The sequence below is a fragment of the Mycobacterium sp. GA-2829 genome (assembly GCF_001499965.1).
In the GTDB taxonomy this organism is placed as follows: Bacteria; Actinomycetota; Actinomycetes; order Mycobacteriales; family Mycobacteriaceae; genus Mycobacterium.
Window position 1 is genome coordinate 1 of sequence record NZ_LQIT01000067.1, and the last position, 16,149, is coordinate 16,149.

At 70.9% G+C, this 16,149-nt stretch carries 9 protein-coding genes; 4 read left to right on the forward strand and 5 right to left on the reverse strand.

Annotated features, from left to right (window positions below; translation table 11 throughout):
* Positions 1-177: 177 nt before the first annotated feature.
* The 5 genes from AU194_RS27605 to AU194_RS27625 form a co-directional block, all read right to left on the reverse strand.
* Positions 178-1,956 carry an Hsp70 family protein gene (locus AU194_RS27605; protein ID WP_059092461.1) on the reverse strand — a complete coding sequence of 593 codons (1,779 nt, stop codon included), beginning with the start codon at positions 1,954-1,956 and terminating at the stop codon, positions 178-180.
* A gap of 30 nt (positions 1,957-1,986) precedes the next feature.
* On the reverse strand, positions 1,987-3,480 hold the full coding sequence (locus AU194_RS27610; protein ID WP_059092462.1) for a dynamin-like GTPase family protein: 1,494 nt from the start codon (positions 3,478-3,480) through the stop codon (positions 1,987-1,989).
* A gap of 21 nt (positions 3,481-3,501) precedes the next feature.
* Positions 3,502-5,349, reverse strand: a complete 1,848-nt coding sequence (gene iniA / locus AU194_RS27615; RefSeq protein WP_059092463.1) for an isoniazid-induced dynamin-like GTPase IniA — start codon at positions 5,347-5,349, stop codon at positions 3,502-3,504.
* Positions 5,350-5,441: 92 nt separating this feature from the next.
* On the reverse strand, positions 5,442-6,479 hold the full coding sequence (locus tag AU194_RS27620; protein ID WP_059092464.1) for an IniB N-terminal domain-containing protein: 1,038 nt from the start codon (positions 6,477-6,479) through the stop codon (positions 5,442-5,444).
* 270 nt (positions 6,480-6,749) lie between these two features.
* On the reverse strand, positions 6,750-7,262 hold the full coding sequence (locus AU194_RS27625) for an IniB N-terminal domain-containing protein (RefSeq protein ID WP_059092465.1): 513 nt from the start codon (positions 7,260-7,262) through the stop codon (positions 6,750-6,752).
* 188 nt (positions 7,263-7,450) lie between these two features.
* On the opposite strand from AU194_RS27625, the gene AU194_RS27630 reads away from it, so the two are divergent.
* The 4 genes from AU194_RS27630 to AU194_RS27645 all read left to right on the forward strand — a co-directional run bounded on the left by AU194_RS27630 (position 7,451) and on the right by AU194_RS27645 (position 16,123).
* The gene (locus AU194_RS27630; RefSeq protein WP_059092466.1) at positions 7,451-9,265 is read left to right on the forward strand and encodes an Hsp70 family protein; all 1,815 of its coding nucleotides are present in this window, start codon (positions 7,451-7,453) and stop codon (positions 9,263-9,265) included.
* 9 nt (positions 9,266-9,274) lie between these two features.
* Positions 9,275-11,791, forward strand: a complete 2,517-nt coding sequence (gene iniR, locus AU194_RS27635; RefSeq protein WP_059092467.1) for an isoniazid response ATPase/transcriptional regulator IniR — start codon at positions 9,275-9,277, stop codon at positions 11,789-11,791.
* Positions 11,792-11,927: 136 nt separating this feature from the next.
* Positions 11,928-15,116 (forward strand): (Fe-S)-binding protein, encoded by a 3,189-nt coding sequence (locus tag AU194_RS27640; RefSeq protein WP_059092468.1) that lies wholly within the window; start codon positions 11,928-11,930, stop codon positions 15,114-15,116.
* A gap of 17 nt (positions 15,117-15,133) precedes the next feature.
* Entirely contained in the window at positions 15,134-16,123 is a 990-nt protein-coding gene (locus tag AU194_RS27645; protein ID WP_059092469.1) for a nucleoside hydrolase, read from the forward strand.
* Positions 16,124-16,149: the final 26 nt, after the last annotated feature.

Sequence of the window (16,149 nt, forward strand, 5' to 3'; positions counted from 1 at the left end):
TCGATCCGCCTCGCCTAATTCGACTGTGCGATTTCATCCGCGACGCGCCGAGCTAGGCGTATCGATCCGCACACTCGGCGCAGTCAGCAGACGGTCGATCCGCCTCGCCTAATTCGACTGTGCGATTTCATCCGCGACGCGCCGAGCTAGGCGTATCGATCCGCACACTCGACGCGGTCAGCAGACGGTCGACGCGTCCGGCACGCATTCCGGTTGCGGCTCGGCCGACGGTTCGGGCTCGGGCGACGGTTCCGGCTCGGGCGCGGCGGTCGGTTCAGGCGCGGCTGTCGGCTCCGGCGCAGCCGTCGGCTCAGGGGCAGCCGTCGGCTCCGGCGCGACCGTCGGCTCAGGCTGCGGTTCGGGTTCGGGTTCGGGCTCGGGTTCGGGCGACGGCTGAGGTGCAGGAGTCGACGCAGGCGGCCGCGGAGCGAACGTGACCTCCGGCAACGGGATTCGCGGGAGGTTGAACGCCGGAGCCGGAGCGGGAGCCGGGGCCGCAGGAGCCGGCGCAGGCGCGGGAACCGGAGCCGCAGGTGCAGGTGCAGGTGCAACAGGAGCCGGCGCAGGGGCAGCCTGCTTCGCCACCCGGTCCCCCACCCTCGGCTGTTGAGCAATCGGCGGCCGAGGCGCGGCATCCACCGTCCGAGTCACCGCCGCCGGAGCAGGCGGCGCGACCGCGGGAGCCTGCGGCGCCTCGACCTCCATCGGCCGCTCCGCCACCGGCGCGGAGATCACCGACGAATCCGTCCGCACCGCATCCGCATCGCCGATGTGCGACGTCAGGATCACTCCGGTCGCCGCGAACGCCGCCACACACGCGGCCCCGACGAGCAGCCCCGCCGGCCTGCGGTACCACGGCGTGTCCTCCACCGGTAAGGGCGTCGGCTCGAACGCGAAACCGGGCCGCGCCATCGCGGCGTCCTGCACCGGCTGCACGGACTCGGTCGCCGCGTCGAAGTCCACGGTCTCCTCCGACCACGCCAGTGCCGGCGCCGCCATCGTCTCCGCCGAGTCGAAAGTCGCCACGACCGTCGTCACCGCTTCACGTGAAACCCCGCGCACCGCGACCAGTTCCGCACCCGCCGCCGCCGCGACCTGCGCATACGGACCGGTGATCACCGGCAGCCGGAACGCCTCCGAAAGACGTTGCGTGATGAACGGTATTTGCGCGCCGCCACCCACCGTGGCAACGGCGGCGAGCTGGCCCACCCCGTTGCTGTGCATCACCTCGAACACCGCGTCGACCAGACCGGTCACCGGTGCCGCCAACAGTGCCTCGAGTTCGGGTCGGGTCACCCGGCTTCCGGCGACCGCCGTCGCGGTCTGCGCCGACAATCGTTCCTTGGCCGCCCGGGCCTCGACCCGCAGCGCCGACAACGACGCCACCGCCGACGTCGCGTTCGGGTCCACCTCGCGACCGGCCAGCACGTGGCGCAGCACCGCCTGGTCGACGAGGTCTCCGGAGAAGTCGTCGTAGCGGATCGTCGACCCGATGACGCGGAAGCCGTCACCGGCGTCGGCCAGGGTGATGCTGGTGCCGGTCGCGCCGATGTCACACAGGGCGACCACACCGCGGGCGGGCAGCCCGGGATTCGTCTGCAGCGCCGTGAGCGCGGCGACCGCGTCCGAGACGACGGTCAGATACGGGGCCACCGCACGCAACGCGGCCACCGCCGAAGGCGACCAGTGCGCCGGTACCGCGACCGCGGCCACATCGGGCCGCCGCGTCGGGTGGACGCTGCGGGTGATCGCCTCGATCGCGGCGCCCACCAACCGACCGCCGTCGTGGGCCGAGCCGTCGGCGGCGACCAGCGGGACCGGGTCGCCGACGCGGTCGACGAAACCCGAGAGCGTGGATCCGCCGACCGTGATCTGGGCGGGGCGGATGGTCGGGCGACCGTCGGCGACGGCCACCAGGTTGGCGGCGCCCAAAGAGATGCCGAGAGACGTGCGCATACCTGTATGTCGCCGCGGAGCGCGGAAACGTTAAGCGGGTCCGCGCCCAGCCGCCGCATACGCCGCGACCAGCGCTTCGGCGCTGCGCACCGCCGCCCGGCAGGCCCTGGCGGTGAACGGATCGTTGAGCGGATGTTCGGCGCGGCGGCGCCACCGCTGCGCCGCCGCGAACGCCGCGCGCGGACCGTCGTAGGGGTCCTCGGGTTGCAGGCCGAGCCTGCTGGCCGCGTCGGTGCCGGACCCGCCGATCAGCCGTCGCAGCGAGGCCATCTCGTCGTCGGTCAATGTCGTTGACCGCGAACGCAATTGACTCAGCAGGCGGAGCTCTTCGAACGCGTGGGTGTCGGCGAGCAGCGGGTCGATGTCGGCGATGATGTACGGCGTCGCGTAGATCGGATTGAGCTGCACGAACTGCCGCAGCGACAGCAGCGCCGTATGCGCCTTGAGCAGGTCCGAACGCTGCGCGAACTGCTGATCGATCACGTCGCGCAACGCGACCAGACCGCTGCGTTCGAGTAGTTCGTCGGCCAGCGCCACCGAATCCGACACCCCCGCCCGCAGCACGGCGATCGAGATGCGGATCCCGAACATCCCGAACCGGTCCAGCAGTGCGGCGCGGGTGGCCGCGTCGACAGGTAGCGGGCTGTCTTCGCGGACGAACCGGTCCACCGACAGCATCGCCTTGGCCAGTTCCGTCGGCTCCACGCCCGAAAGCTTCTCCAGCGCGACGAACTCGCTCTGCCGCAGCGTGCGCGCGGTCAGCGCCAGCAGCCCGGACACCGGGACGACGGCCTGACAGATGCCGGTGCGGTCCATCTCGGTGGTGAACCGCTGCGCGACGTCCTTGGCCGACAGCATCGCGTCGATGCGTCCGGCGCCGATCTCGTCGGCGCGCGAGGCCACGCCGATCACGCCGAGCGCCCCCGACGACCCGCCGACCAGTTCGCCGATCTGCTTGAGCAGCGCGATGTCGGCGGCGTTGAGCGTGCGCAGCAGAAACACCACCGCGTCGACGCGCGGCACCCCGTCGTCGGGGACCAGCAGCCGCACCGTGCGGGCCGAGACGTCGCGGTTGATCGAGGACGTGCCCGGGGTGTCGATGATCGTGGCGTCGATCAGTTCGGCGGCGGGCCACTCGACCTCGAGGTCGAGCACCTCGTCAGGGTCGAGCCGCGCGAGGTCGAACGTCAGGCCGCGGTCGCGGGCGATCGGCACGTTGGTCCGCCGGCCGCCGCGGTGGTTGGCGGTCACCTTGGGGGTGGGGCCGTGCCGGAACCACGTGACGATGCGGGTGGCCTCGGTCGCGTCGGTGGGGGCGATCTCCTCGCCTACCAGCGCGTTGACCAGCGTGGACTTCCCGGCCTTCAGCGTTCCGGCCAGCGCGATGCGGATCGGCTGGTTGAGCCGCGCGCCGATGCGCTCGAGTTCCTGGTGGATCTCGGGGCGCTGACGGTATGCCGGGTCGGCGCGGTAGGCGGCGATGGTGCCGCCCAGGATCGCGCGTACTTGATCGCTTGTGCTCAGGGTTTGCCCAGTCCGTTCCCGTTACCCGACTGCTGACCCCTCGAGCTTAGAGACCGGGGCGGCGAGCTTGTCCGCATGTGCGATTACCTGGCGCAGGATGTTGAGTTGCCGTTCGAGTTCCTTGACGCGGGCATTGCGCTCGGACTCCTCGAGTTTTGCCGCGGCGATGGTGGCCTGCAGCGACTCGTTCAGCGAGCGGGTCGTCTGGTTGGCGATCTCGCGGTAGTGGTCGCGCAGCTGGCGCTGGATGCCCTTGAGCCGGTCGCGGGATTCCTTGCCGACGACGAACGCGACGTCGTCGACGAACCGGCGCACGTTGGTCTTGGCCTCGTTGCGCACCCGCAGCATCCGGTTCTCCATGTCCTCCTTGTAGGCCTTGCGGCCGAGAACGAAGCCGGCGCCGAGAGACAGGGGGTTGAACATGCCGAGCCCGGCGAACGAGGTCAGCATCCCGAACATCAGCACGCCGCCATAAGAGCCGCGCATCCCGGTGACGATCTTGTGGCCCATCTTGAGGGGTTTGGCCTCCAACTGAGCCAGCGAGCGGAACTCACCGAACTCGGCGCCCAGTTCGCGGGCGTCGATGGCGGGCATCCGCACCGCGTCGAGACCGGCCTCCATGAATGTGCGGGCCACCTCGGCGGCGAGCGCCTCGGCCCGCTGGTAGGCCCAGACGAAGTTGTCGCCGACGGCGGTGGCGACGGCGTCTTCGAGTTCGGCGCCGATCTCGGCCCAGTGCAGGGTCGGGTCACCGGAGTCGATGACCCGTTCGGTGTGGTGGGTGATGTTGCGGAAGCGTTGGCGCAGATCGTGATCCACGTCGGCGGTGAGGTCGGCGATCCCGTCGTTGAGCACCTGCTGCCACAGCGCGGTGTGCTGCAGCGCCTCCTCCGCCTCCTTCTTGCGCCGCTCGAGGTCGGCGGTCAGGCTGCCGCCGGCCTGCGGGTCGTTGAGCGCGGAGAGTTCGGACTGCACCGTCATCGTGAGATGTTCTGCGGCGGCGCGGATCTCGTTGGCCACCTGGGTGCGCACCCGGTCGTTGTTCTGCGAGAGCACCTGCTCGGACAGGAACTTCACGATCGCGGGAAAGTTCGACTCCTCGTTGAGCTCCTTGTCGTTGAGCTGGACGGCGTGGCTGCGCAGCGTCGACGACACCGGGAGCATCGGGGTGGTCAGCCCGGCGCGCTGGAGGTGGGCGCGGTTGGCATCGGCCACCTGGCGCCAGTGCGGGTACAGGTCGGTCTTGGTGGCGACGATCGCGGCGACCGGGCAGATCTCCAGGGCCTGCCGGATGAACGTCATCTCGGGCTCGGTGAACTCCTGGCTGGTGTCGCTGACCATCAGCATCGCCTGGGCGTCGGGCAGCAGGCCCAGCGTCGCCGACAGGTGAGGTTGTCCGTGGCCGCCGACGCCGGGGGTGTCGACGAACGCGAGACCGCCCTTGAGCAGCGGGCTGGGCACCGTGACCTCCACGCGGAGCACCTCGCGGCCCTCGGCCTGCGGAGCGCGGCGCAGATCCGTGCCCAGATCGGTGGTCGGGATCTCGACGAGTTCGGGTTCCTCCCCCTCGGGGCGGGCCACCACCAGCCGGGCCGCCGGCTGCTCGCCGTAGGAGACGACGGTGGCCAGCACGGTCGACTCGTCGTCACCGACCCGCGCCACCGGCATGTTGAGCAGCGAGTTCAGCAGCATGCTCTTGCCCTGTTTGAGCTGTCCGGCGATGACGACCCGGATCTGCGGATCGCCGATGCGCTTGCGGGCGCGCCCGAGCCGGGCGACGAGGTCGCCGCGGTCGTGCGCCTCGGCGATCGTGGTGGTGTGCTCGAGGAGCTCCTTGATCACCTTGCGCGGGTCGTTCGCTTGCGTCATGACGCCTTCTCTCCCGTCGACCTGTCAACGGTATGCGCGCCAACCGGCGGGGACCAGGTCGGTCCCCGCCGGCTGCGCTATGCGGTTGTCGGTCAGAACACGTCCAGACCGGCGTCGTTGTTCGACGCGACATCGGTGCTGACACCGGTGTCGTTGCCCGAGAACAGGTTCGTGTCGTTGCCCGAACCGATCGCGGACTGGTTGCCCGAACCGATGCTCGACTCGTAGTTCGACGAGTGGTCCTCGATGGAGCTCTCGGTCGAGGTGTTGACCTCGGTCTCGACGACGCTGCTGACCGAGTTGTCCTCGACGTTGTCGCTGCCGTAGTCCCCGTCGATCTGGGTTCCGGTGTTGACGTCGGTGTCGGTGATGACGATGCCGCCACCGTTGCCGCCGGAGCCGCCGACCGCGTTGCCGCCGCCGATCCCGATCAGGCTGCCGCCACCGTCGGCGCCGCCGCCGTTGCCGCCGCTGGTGTCGACGTCGTTGAGGACGGGTGCGTCGTTGTCGGTGATCAGGTCGCCACCGGCGGTCTTCGAGTTGTCCTCGACCTCGTTGCCCTTGCCGACGACGACGTTGGACCCGGAGCCGGCGAGGATGTCGCCGTTGTTCATGGTGTTGCCGTCGCCGAGCACCGCGCCGTCACCGCTGACGATGTCGCCGTCGTTGTCGCGGCCGACCACCACACCGCCGTCGGTGGCGGTCTGCGTGGTCTTGTCGCCGAGGGTGATGTCACCGAAGCCCAGGTTGAACGCACCGTTCTGGGCGTTGGCGCCGGCGTCCTGGATGGGGCTGGCGACCGGGACGTTGTTGCCGCTGAGCAGGTCGGTGTCATTGCGGCTGGCGAGCTCGGTGGTCGGCGCGAAAGAGGTCTGCGGCGAGAACGGCGAGGCGAAGTTCGACGCCAGCTGGTGGTGGTCGGCGACCGCGCGCTGCAGGCCGACGATCGGGTCGCCGCCGCCGAGGGCGTAACCGGCCGGTGCCGCGGTGGCGGCCACGGAGGCCAGCTGTGCGGCGGTCACGTTCGGCAGGCCGGCGTCGCGCAGTGCGCCGTCCGGATCGACGACGAAGCTCGCCGCCGTGCCCGGGTTGCGGAACAGGTCGAGGATGAAGTCGATGATCGTGGTCATGTGACTGCCTTTCTGTCTTCCCGAGTTCCGGGGAGGTTGTCTCGCCGGCACCCCGGCGATCTGGAGACCACGTTATGGAGTTCGGAAGACCCGGCAAACGGGGTTGCCACCCCTGCCTGGCCGCTTCCCGTAGGGGGTGAAGAGCACTCCCCATTAGGGGATTAGGGGGTTGCCGGGGGCATCGGGGGAACAACGGCGAAATCGCAGTTCAGACACGAAAAAGCCCGCGCGGATCGCGATCCGCGCGGGCTTTCGGCGTGTTGTGACGGGTCAGTCGAAGATGTCGAACCCGGGGGTGTGGTCGGCGGGCTGGGCGTCGTCGACGGCCGCGCCCCAGACGTCGTCGAGTCCGGGGTCCGCCGGGGCCACCGTATCGATGGCCGAGTCCGTGAACTGCGTCGATGCCGTGTCGACGAGCGGTTCCGGTGCGGTGAGCACATCCACGGTCGAGGCGTCGACACCGACGGTGTCGATGACGGTCGGACCGGCGTCGATGACCGGTGACGCGGGTGCGAGATCGTCGAACGCGTCGAATGCGGCGGTGGCCGCACCACTGGACCACACATTGCTCGCCGGTTCGGCACCGAAGGCGTCCAGTCCAGGCGACGGAGCGGTCATCGGCATCGACTCCGCCACCACCGGGATCAGGTTGTCGACGTCCACACTGGTCACGCCGGTCAGCCCGGCGTCGGCGAGCGCGCCCGCCGGATCGGCGGCGTACCGGGTCGCGGCGTCGGGATCCCGCACCAGCGACATGACGAAGTCGAGTAGCGAGTTAGCCATCGAGCACCTTATCCCCAACTGATCCCATGACGGATGTGACGCTGTCGATGCTATCGACGCCGCATACGCCCCGGATCGGTGCTGACCCCACTGCCGGCCGCCCGTCGTTAGGGGATCGGCCGTTAGGGGGTCGGCGACACTAGGGGGATATCCCGAGGCTGCAGGGTGTCAACCGCTATCGTGACCGCATGACCGAACCCCTGGGGTTGTCGATCGGCCAGACGAATCTGGTGGCGGCCCGCGTCGGCCGCGCGCCGGTGATCCGACGGGCCATCCTCACCCTCTTCCCCGACCGGCCCGCCGAGGTCGGCGTGCCCAGCGAATGGTCGGCGAATCCCGACAGGCAGGGCCTGGTGCTGACCAGCTTCGTCGACCGGGTGGGCGACCCCGTGCCGCTGGTCGCGGCCGACGGTTCGGCGCACCGCGGTGAACTGGTGCTCGCCGAGGCGCTCGACGCGATGGCCCGCACGGTCGACGGCGGCTCACCGATCGCGATCGCCGTCCCCGCCCACTGGGGTCCGGGCACCGTCGGCGCCCTGCGCGGCGCCCTGCGGTCACGGCCGAACCTGGCGCCGCACGGTGTCCCCGCCGCACTGATCCCCGATTCGACTGCCGCGCTGGCGGCACTGCAGGCCGCCCCGGGCCTGCCCGGCCAGGGCGTGATCGTGCTGGTCGACCTCGGCGGCAGCGGCACCAGCATCTCGTTGGCCGATGCGAACGCCAACCTCGACGCCATCGGTCAGACCGTGCGGTATGCGGAGTTCTCCGGCGATGCGGTCGACCAGGCGCTGCTGAACCATGTCCTGGTCGGCATGGCCGATGCCGGGTCGGGAGACCCGGCGGGCACCGCCGCCGTCGGCTCGCTGGCCCGGCTGCGGGACCAGTGCCGGCTGGCCAAGGAACGGCTGTCCGCCGACACCGCCACCGCGGTCCCGGTCGAACTGCCGGGCGTCGCCTCCGACATCCGGGTGACCCGGCCCGAGCTCGAGCAGTTGATCGCCGCACCGCTCGACGGGCTGCTCGGCGCGATCGAAGACACGTTGCAGCGCAACCAGATCGCACCGGCCAACGTGGCCGCCGTGGCGACCGTCGGCGGTGGCGCGGCGATCCCGCTGGTCACCCAGCGGCTCTCCGAGCGGCTGCGCGCCCCGGTGGTCACCACCCCGGAACCGCAGCTCAACGTCGCCGCGGGTGCGGCGCTGGTGGCCAACCAGAGCGCCGACGCCGACGCCCCGACCGGCATGGCGGCCGCGGCCGATGCCCCCACCGGGATGGCACCCGCCGCGTGGGCCGCAGGCGCGGCCGGTCTGGCGGCCGGTGACGCCGCCGCCGACGGTGCGTCCTCGGCGACCTTCCGGGCGCTGGCGTGGTCGCAGGACGATGCGGCCGCCGGGGAACCGGTCGCCTACGCCGGTCCGGACTACGACCCGTCGGCGACCGGGGCTAGGCCACCGGTGGCATTCGCCCAGGACGACACCGGCTACGGCGCCGCGTACGAGGAACCCGCGCCGCTGCCCTGGTACAAGCGGCCGCCCGTGCTGTTCGGCGCCGCGGCCGCGGCCGCACTGCTGGCTGTCGGCGGGTTGGCGGTCACACTGACCGGCAACGAGGGCGATTCGACACCGGTGACCGAGACCGCGACCACGGTGTCGATGGAACCGTCGCCGCAGGAGTTGCCGCCGCCGGTCACCACGGTGACGGTCGGCCCCGACGGCGTGGCGACCACGACGGTGAGTCAGCCCCCACCGCCGCCTCCGCCGCCCGCACCGACGACGTCCACCACCACGACGACGACGTCGCCGACAACGACGACCACCACCACGACGACCACGACCACCACGACGCAGCCGACGACGACCACCACCCGGCCGACGACGACCCCGCCGCCGACCACCACCCAACCGCCGCCGACGACGACGCAGCCGCCCCCGACGACGGTCGATCCCCCGGATCCGCCCGAGCCGCCGACCACGGACGTCCCGGTCCCCGACGACGGCGCCTGACCGCAGTCGATGACGGAGCTCCCGACCGCCGCGCGTGAGGCCGTCGCGGCGATCGAAGCCGATCCCGGGACGCCGACGAAGCTGGTGGTCGTGGGCGGGATCGGAACCGGTAAGTCCACGGTGCTCGCCGCGGTGCGGATGGCGCTGCGCTCGGCCGGGCGGGCGGTGCTGTCGCGGCCCCGCCGCGCCGACGACCCCGCCGATGCGGCGGTGGTGATCGACGACGCCCACCTGCTCGACACCGATGACCTCGAGCGGCTCACCGAACTCGTCGCAGATTCGGCCGCGACGGTCGTCATCGCGGCCCAACCGCTGGCCCATCACCCGCCGCTGCGCACCCTCGTCACTGCGCTGGAACGCGAAAACCCCGCTGTCACACTGGGATCCGCGTCGCCGGTGGAAGTGGGGCGGGCGGCCGCGGCCGCTCTGGGCGCCGCCCCGGCGCCCGAGCTGGTGCGGATGCTGGCGACGGTCACCGCGGGTCTGCCGTTCCTGGTGCGTCCCGCGCTGGCGGCGGTGGCCTCGGTCGCTGAAAGTGCCGCCGCGGTGCGCCAGGCCACCCGCATCGCGCTCGTCGAACAGTTGCGCCGCCTCGACGAACCGCTGCTCGACACGCTGCTGGTCGCGTCACTGAGCCCGGATCTGGGACCCGACGACGTCGCCGCGGCGCTGCGCATCCCGTCGGACGCGGCGCTTGCAGTGGTCGACCGGGCCAGGGCCAGCGGGTTGCTGGAACCGTCGTTCCACCCCGGCTTCCAGCGCACGGTGCACGACGCGATCGCGCAGATCGTCGGCGCGGCCCGTCATCACGAGATCGAGGTCGCGCTGCTGTGTTCGCAGCTCGAGATGTCCACGCTGACAGCCGATCTCGCGCTGCGCATGGCCGAACACGGGCTGCGGGACGAGAAGCTCGCCACGGCGCTGGCGGACCTGGCGACGCGGGCGGGCGCCCCGGTGCGGGCGGCGCGGCTGTACCGGGCAGCCGCCGACGCCGGCGCCACCGCGCTGAGCGCGCAACTCGCCGACGCGCTCGCCCTGACCGGGGACTGCGCGACCGCCGGGCGGATCGCCGACGAACTGCTCACCGCCGAAGACGTCGACGAACGCGCCGCCGCGGTGCGGATCTCGGCGAGTATCGCCATGCACGACGGCGCCGCCACGCAGGCCCTCGACCTGTTCCGGTGGCTGGGTCCGTCGTCGGATGCGCTGCTGAGCGCGGCAGGCACGGCGGCCGCACTGGCCGCCGGCGACGGCGCCACCGCCAGGGAGTTGTCGCGGACGCAGTCCGCCGGACCGCCGACGTCACTCGCGCGGGCCGCCCGCAGCCTCGCCGACGGCCTCGTCCTCACCCTCGATCAGCCCTACCCCGTCGCGGTCGCGCGGCTGGGCCAGTCGCTGGGCGCCGAACCCGGCGGCCACCTCGTCACCCCGGACACCCCGGCCGCGTTGGTGACGCTGGTGGCGCTGCACGGCGGCGACCCGGTGCGGGCCCGCAGCGTGATCGGCCGTGCCGTCCGGGGCGCCGCTGACGACGCCTCGGCGGATGCGATCTTCGTCACGTACCGGCACCGGTTGCTGCTCGGCTGGACGCAGATGCAGGACGGCCAACTGCAGTCCGCCGCGGCGGCCGTCCCGCGAGCCGAGGCCGACCTGCACCGGCGGGATGCACTGTGGGCGGCGGCGCTGCAAACCGCGATCGCCCGGCGCAGCGGTGACAGCGGCGCCATGCAGCTGCACTGGTACGCCGCGATGGAGGTGCTGGCCGAATACTCCGTCGACCTGTTCGCCCTGTTGCCGCTGGGTGAGTTGTGGGTGGCGGCCGCCCGGATGCGGCAGGTGGACCGGCTGCGGCACACCCTCGACGAGGCGTTCGCCCTGTTGAGTGCGCTCGGCGATCCGCCGCTGTGGTCGGTGCCGCTGCACTGGGCGGGTGTGCACGCCGGGATCCTGGCCAACGCACCCGAGGCGGTCGCCCCGCACGGGCAGGCGCTGACCGCGGCGAGCCGCGACGAGCACGCCCAGAGTGGTTTCGCGAAAGCCCTGGCCACGGCGGGCCGCACCTGGTTGCGGGTACTGGCCAACCAGGTCGACGTCGATGAGGTGACCGCCGCGGCGCGCGGGCTCGCACAGTTCGGCCACACCTGGGACGCGACGCGGCTGGCCGGGCAGGCGGCGCTGCAGACCTCCGACGGCCGGGTGTCGCAGGCGATGCTGCAACTGGCCCGCGACCTCAAACAGGCGGTCGCCGGGACCGACGCCCCGGCCAGGCCGGCCGCCTCGAGCCCGGCGGCGCCCGCACCCGCCGCGGCACCCGCCCGGCCGGCCTCGGCACAGCTCTCGGAGCGCGAGCGCGAGGTCGCCGAACTCCTGCTGCTAGGCATGCCCTACCGCGACATCGGCGCCCAGTTGTTCATCTCAGCTAAGACCGTCGAGCATCACGTGGCCCGGATCCGGCGCCGGTTGGGCGCGGAATCGCGGTCGGAGATGCTGTCGATGTTGCGGGCAATCCTCGCCCCGCCCGGCTGACCGAACGGCGGGTTAGGGCAGCCTTCGTAGCGGCCCGCATACGGGTGATGTCACTATGAGCAGGATCGAGCCTAAGTTACCCACGGGTAACTTCGTCTAAGTTACTGCCGAGTAACTTCATACCGGGAGGCCGCGCGTGGACACCCAGATCCTGATCCGACTCGTCGTCGGATTGCTGATGACCGCGATCGTGATAGCGCTCGCCGCAAAACGCGTGCTGTGGCTGACGAAGCTGATCCGGTCGGGCGCGCCCACCAGCGAGGCCAACAACCGCAAGGACAACCTCAGCAAGCGCATCACGACGCAGTTCGAAGAGGTCTTCGGACAGACCCGCCTGCTGCGGTGGTCGATCCCCGGTATCGCCCACTTCTTCACGATGTGGGGCTTCTTCATCCTGGCGTCGGTCTACCTGGAGGCCTACGGCCTGCTGTTCGACCACGACTTCCACATCCCGATCATCGGCACGTGGGATGTGCTCGGCTTCCTGCAGGACTTCTTCGCCGTCGCGGTGCTGCTGGGCATCATCACGTTCGCGATCATCCGCGTGATGCAGGAGCCGAAACAGCACGGCCGCGACTCCCGGTTCTACGGTTCCCACACCGGCGGCGCCTGGCTGATCTTGTTCATGATTTTCAACGTCATCTGGACCTACGCGCTGGTCCGCGGCGCTGCCGCCGACGTCGGCAACCTGCCCTACGGCAACGGCGCGTTCTTCAGCCAGTTCATGGGTTGGGTGCTCAGCCCGCTGGGCCACAACGTCAACGAGTGGGTCGAGACCATCGCGCTGCTCGCGCACATCGCGGTCATGCTGATCTTCCTGCTGATCGTGCTGCACTCCAAGCACCTGCACATCGGCCTGGCCCCGATCAACGTCACCTTCAAGCGGATGCCCAACGGTCTGGGCCCGCTGCTGCCGATGGAGTACAACGGCGAGCCGATCGACTTCGAGGATCCCGCCGAGGACGCCGTGCTGGGCCGCGGCAAGATCGAGGACTTCACCTGGAAGGGCTACCTCGACATGACCACCTGCACCGAGTGCGGGCGTTGTCAGTCGCAGTGCCCGGCCTGGAACACCGGTAAGCCGCTGTCGCCCAAGCTCGTGATCATGAACCTGCGCGACCACCTGTTCGCGAAGGCGCCGTACATCCTCGGCGACAAGGAGTCCCCGCTGGAGAACACCCCCGAGGGTGGTCTCGGCGAGGAAGCGCGCGGCGAGAAGAGCTCCGAGAAGCACGCGCACGACCACGTGCCGGAGTCCGGGTTCGAGCGGATCCTCGGTTCGGGCCCCGAACAGGCGACCCGCCCGCTCGTCGGGACCGAGGAGCAGGGCGGCGTCATCGACCCCGACGTGCTGTGGTCCTGCACCACCTGCGGCGCCTGCGTCGAGCAGTGCCCGGTGGACATCGAGCACATCGACCACATCGTCGACATGCGCCGCTACCAGGTGATGATGGAGTCCGAGTTCCCCGGTGAGCTCGGCGTGCTGTTCAAGAACCTGGAGACCAAGGGCAACCCCTGGGGCCAGAACGCCAAGGACCGCACCAACTGGATCGACGAGGTCGACTTCGACGTCCCGGTGTACGGCAAGGACGTCGAATCCTTCGAGGGCTTCGAGTACCTATTCTGGGTCGGCTGCGCCGGCGCCTACGAGGACCGCGCGAAGAAGACCACCAAGGCCGTCGCCGAACTGCTCGCGACCGCGGGCGTCAAGTACCTGGTGCTCGGTGAGGGTGAGACCTGCAACGGCGACTCGGCCCGACGCTCGGGTAACGAATTCCTGTTCCAGCAGCTCGCCGCGCAGAACGTCGAGACGCTCAACGATCTGTTCGAAGGCGTCGAGCGCGTCGACCGCAAGGTCGTGGTGACCTGCCCGCACTGCTTCAACACCCTGAGCCGCGAATACCCGCAGGTCGGCGGCAACTACACCGTGCTGCACCACACCCAGCTGCTCAACCGGCTGGTCCGCGACAAGAAGCTGGTCCCGGTCTCGCCCGTCGGCGGCGGCCAGGATGTCACCTACCACGACCCCTGCTACCTGGGCCGGCACAACAAGGAGTACTCCGCTCCGCGTGAGCTGATCGGTGCCGCGGGCGCGAAGCTGACCGAGATGCCCCGGCACGCCGACCGCGGTCTGTGCTGCGGCGCCGGCGGTGCGCGGATGTGGATGGAAGAGCACATCGGCAAGCGCGTGAACGTCGAGCGCACCGAAGAGGCCATGGACACCGCCTCGACCATCGCCACCGGCTGCCCGTTCTGCCGCGTGATGATCACCGACGGTGTCGACGACGTGGCCGCCACCCGTGAGGTGGAGAAGGCCGAGGTCCTCGACGTGGCCCAGCTGCTGCTCGGCTCCCTGGACAAGTCGTCGGTGACGCTGCCGGAGAAGGGCACCGCGGCCAAGGAGGCCGAGGAGCGCGCCGCCAAAGCGGCCGCGGCGGCCCCCGCGCCGGAGAAGGCACCGGAGAAGGCTCCCGCCGAGGAGCCGGAAGCGCCCGCCGCGAAGGCCTCGACCGCCACGGAAGCCAAACCCGTCACGGGTCTTGGCCTCGCCGGCGGCGCGAAGAAGCCGGGCGCGAAGAAGACCGCCGCGCCTGCCGAGGACAAGCCGGCCGCTGCCGCGGCTCCGGCCAAGGGGCTCGGCATCGCGGGTGGCGCCAAGCGTCCGGGTGCGAAGAAGACCGCCGCCGCGGCTCCGGAAGCCAAGGCCGAGACGACCGAGGCGCCCGCCGCACCCGCGGCCAAGGGGCTGGGCATCGCGGCCGGGGCCAAGCGGCCCGGCGCCAAGAAGACCGCGACCGCATCCGCTGAGGCCAAGCCGGAAGCCACCGCCGAGACCGCCGAGGCGCCGGCCAAGCCGGAGCCCGAGGTCAAGGGCCTGGGTCTCGCCGCGGGCGCCCGCCGCCCCGGCGCGAAGAAGAAGGCACCGGCCAAGGCGTCGCCGAACGAGGACGCGGGCACCGTCGTGCAGCCGCCGAACGTCGATCCGGACCAGGCCGAGGCCGGCACCGAGACCGACAACCGGCCCGCCGACACCGCCGATTCGGACCGCGGTCTCGAGACCAAGCCCGAACCCGAGGTGAAGGGTCTCGGCATCGCCGCAGGCGCCCGCCGCCCCGGCGCCAAGAAGAAGGCCTCGACGCCCAAGCCGGCCGAACCGGCTCCCGCGGCCGAACCCGCGCCCGAGCCGGAGGCCGCCGCCGAGCCGGAGCAGGCGCCCGAGCCCGCACCGTCGTCGGACAACGGCGACTCGCGGATCGTCGGCGACGAACCGCCGGTCAAGGGTCTGGGGATCGCCAAGGGCGCGCGCCGCCCCGGAAAGCGTTAGTCCGCGGCCGACACACCGTGAGGCGTCTGATCACCCTGGCTGCGATAGCGCTGCTGGGGTGGTCGGCGCCCGTCGCGAGCGCCGACCCCGTCGACGCGTGCGTCGTCGTCGACACCGACCTCGACATCGACGACCTGATGTCGATCCCGACGGTCATCGGGGCGCGGCACGTCGCGGCGATCGTCACCACCGAGGGCTACACGCTGCCCGGAATCGGCGCGTCGGCGATCAACCGGCTGGTGGCCGAACCGGGCCAGCGCACGATCCCGGTGGTCGTGGGCGCCGCCGTCAACCGTCCGGAGGGCGACATCGCCGATACGTTCGGCGACTACGTGCTGGTGTTCCGCAGGCTGATGAGCCGGCTGAACAACTTCCTGCCGGTCGAGCCGCCGCCGACACCCCCGTCCGACGACTTCGTCCGGCAGATCATCGCCGCGACGGCGGACTGCGCGCGGGTGGACGTGCTGCTCATCGGCGGGTTCACCTCCTACCAGTTCTACGGCCCCGCGATCCGCGCCAAGACCGGCCGCGTCGTGATCACCGGGCGTCCGATCGAAGGCGATCCGGAACTGGAGGCGGGCGAATCCTTCAACTGCGTCTACGACCGGCCGTCTTGCGAGAAGGTGTTCCACGAACAACTTCCGGGCCTGGACCACACGTTCGTCGACGTCCCGCGCGGCGACTGCGATACGACCCCGAACCGGGCGGGCTGTGCGGGCACCGTCTACGGCCCGACGCTGGCAATGGTGCAGGGCCTCGGCCCGACCGGCCTGCCGAACACGCTCAAGCAGATCCTGCTCAACGAGTCGGCGTCGTGGGCGATCGACACCTGGGAGCAGTCGGGGTACGGCGGGCGCACGATGTTCTGGGACCAGTCGACGGTGCTGGCCCTGCTCGAACCGGAGCACTTCCGCCCGGTCGGCGCGCACGTCGAGACCGTGCTCGGCCCACGCGAATTCGCCGACCGCTGGACCGCCGTGACCAACCTCGCGGCCACCTACGCCTGACCGCCGGATTACTAATTGATTGGACG

Excerpts from the sequence above, each read along its gene's own strand:
- AU194_RS27605 (WP_059092461.1), bottom strand. The coding sequence starts at position 1,956 with ATGCGCACGTCTCTCGGCATCTCTTTGGGCGCCGCCAACCTGGTGGCC.
- iniA (WP_059092463.1), bottom strand. The coding sequence starts at position 5,349 with ATGACGCAAGCGAACGACCCGCGCAAGGTGATCAAGGAGCTCCTCGAG.
- AU194_RS27620 (WP_059092464.1), bottom strand. The coding sequence starts at position 6,479 with ATGACCACGATCATCGACTTCATCCTCGACCTGTTCCGCAACCCGGGC.
- AU194_RS27625 (WP_059092465.1), bottom strand. The coding sequence starts at position 7,262 with ATGGCTAACTCGCTACTCGACTTCGTCATGTCGCTGGTGCGGGATCCC.
- AU194_RS27630 (WP_059092466.1), top strand. The coding sequence starts at position 7,451 with ATGACCGAACCCCTGGGGTTGTCGATCGGCCAGACGAATCTGGTGGCG.
- iniR (WP_059092467.1), top strand. The coding sequence starts at position 9,275 with ATGACGGAGCTCCCGACCGCCGCGCGTGAGGCCGTCGCGGCGATCGAA.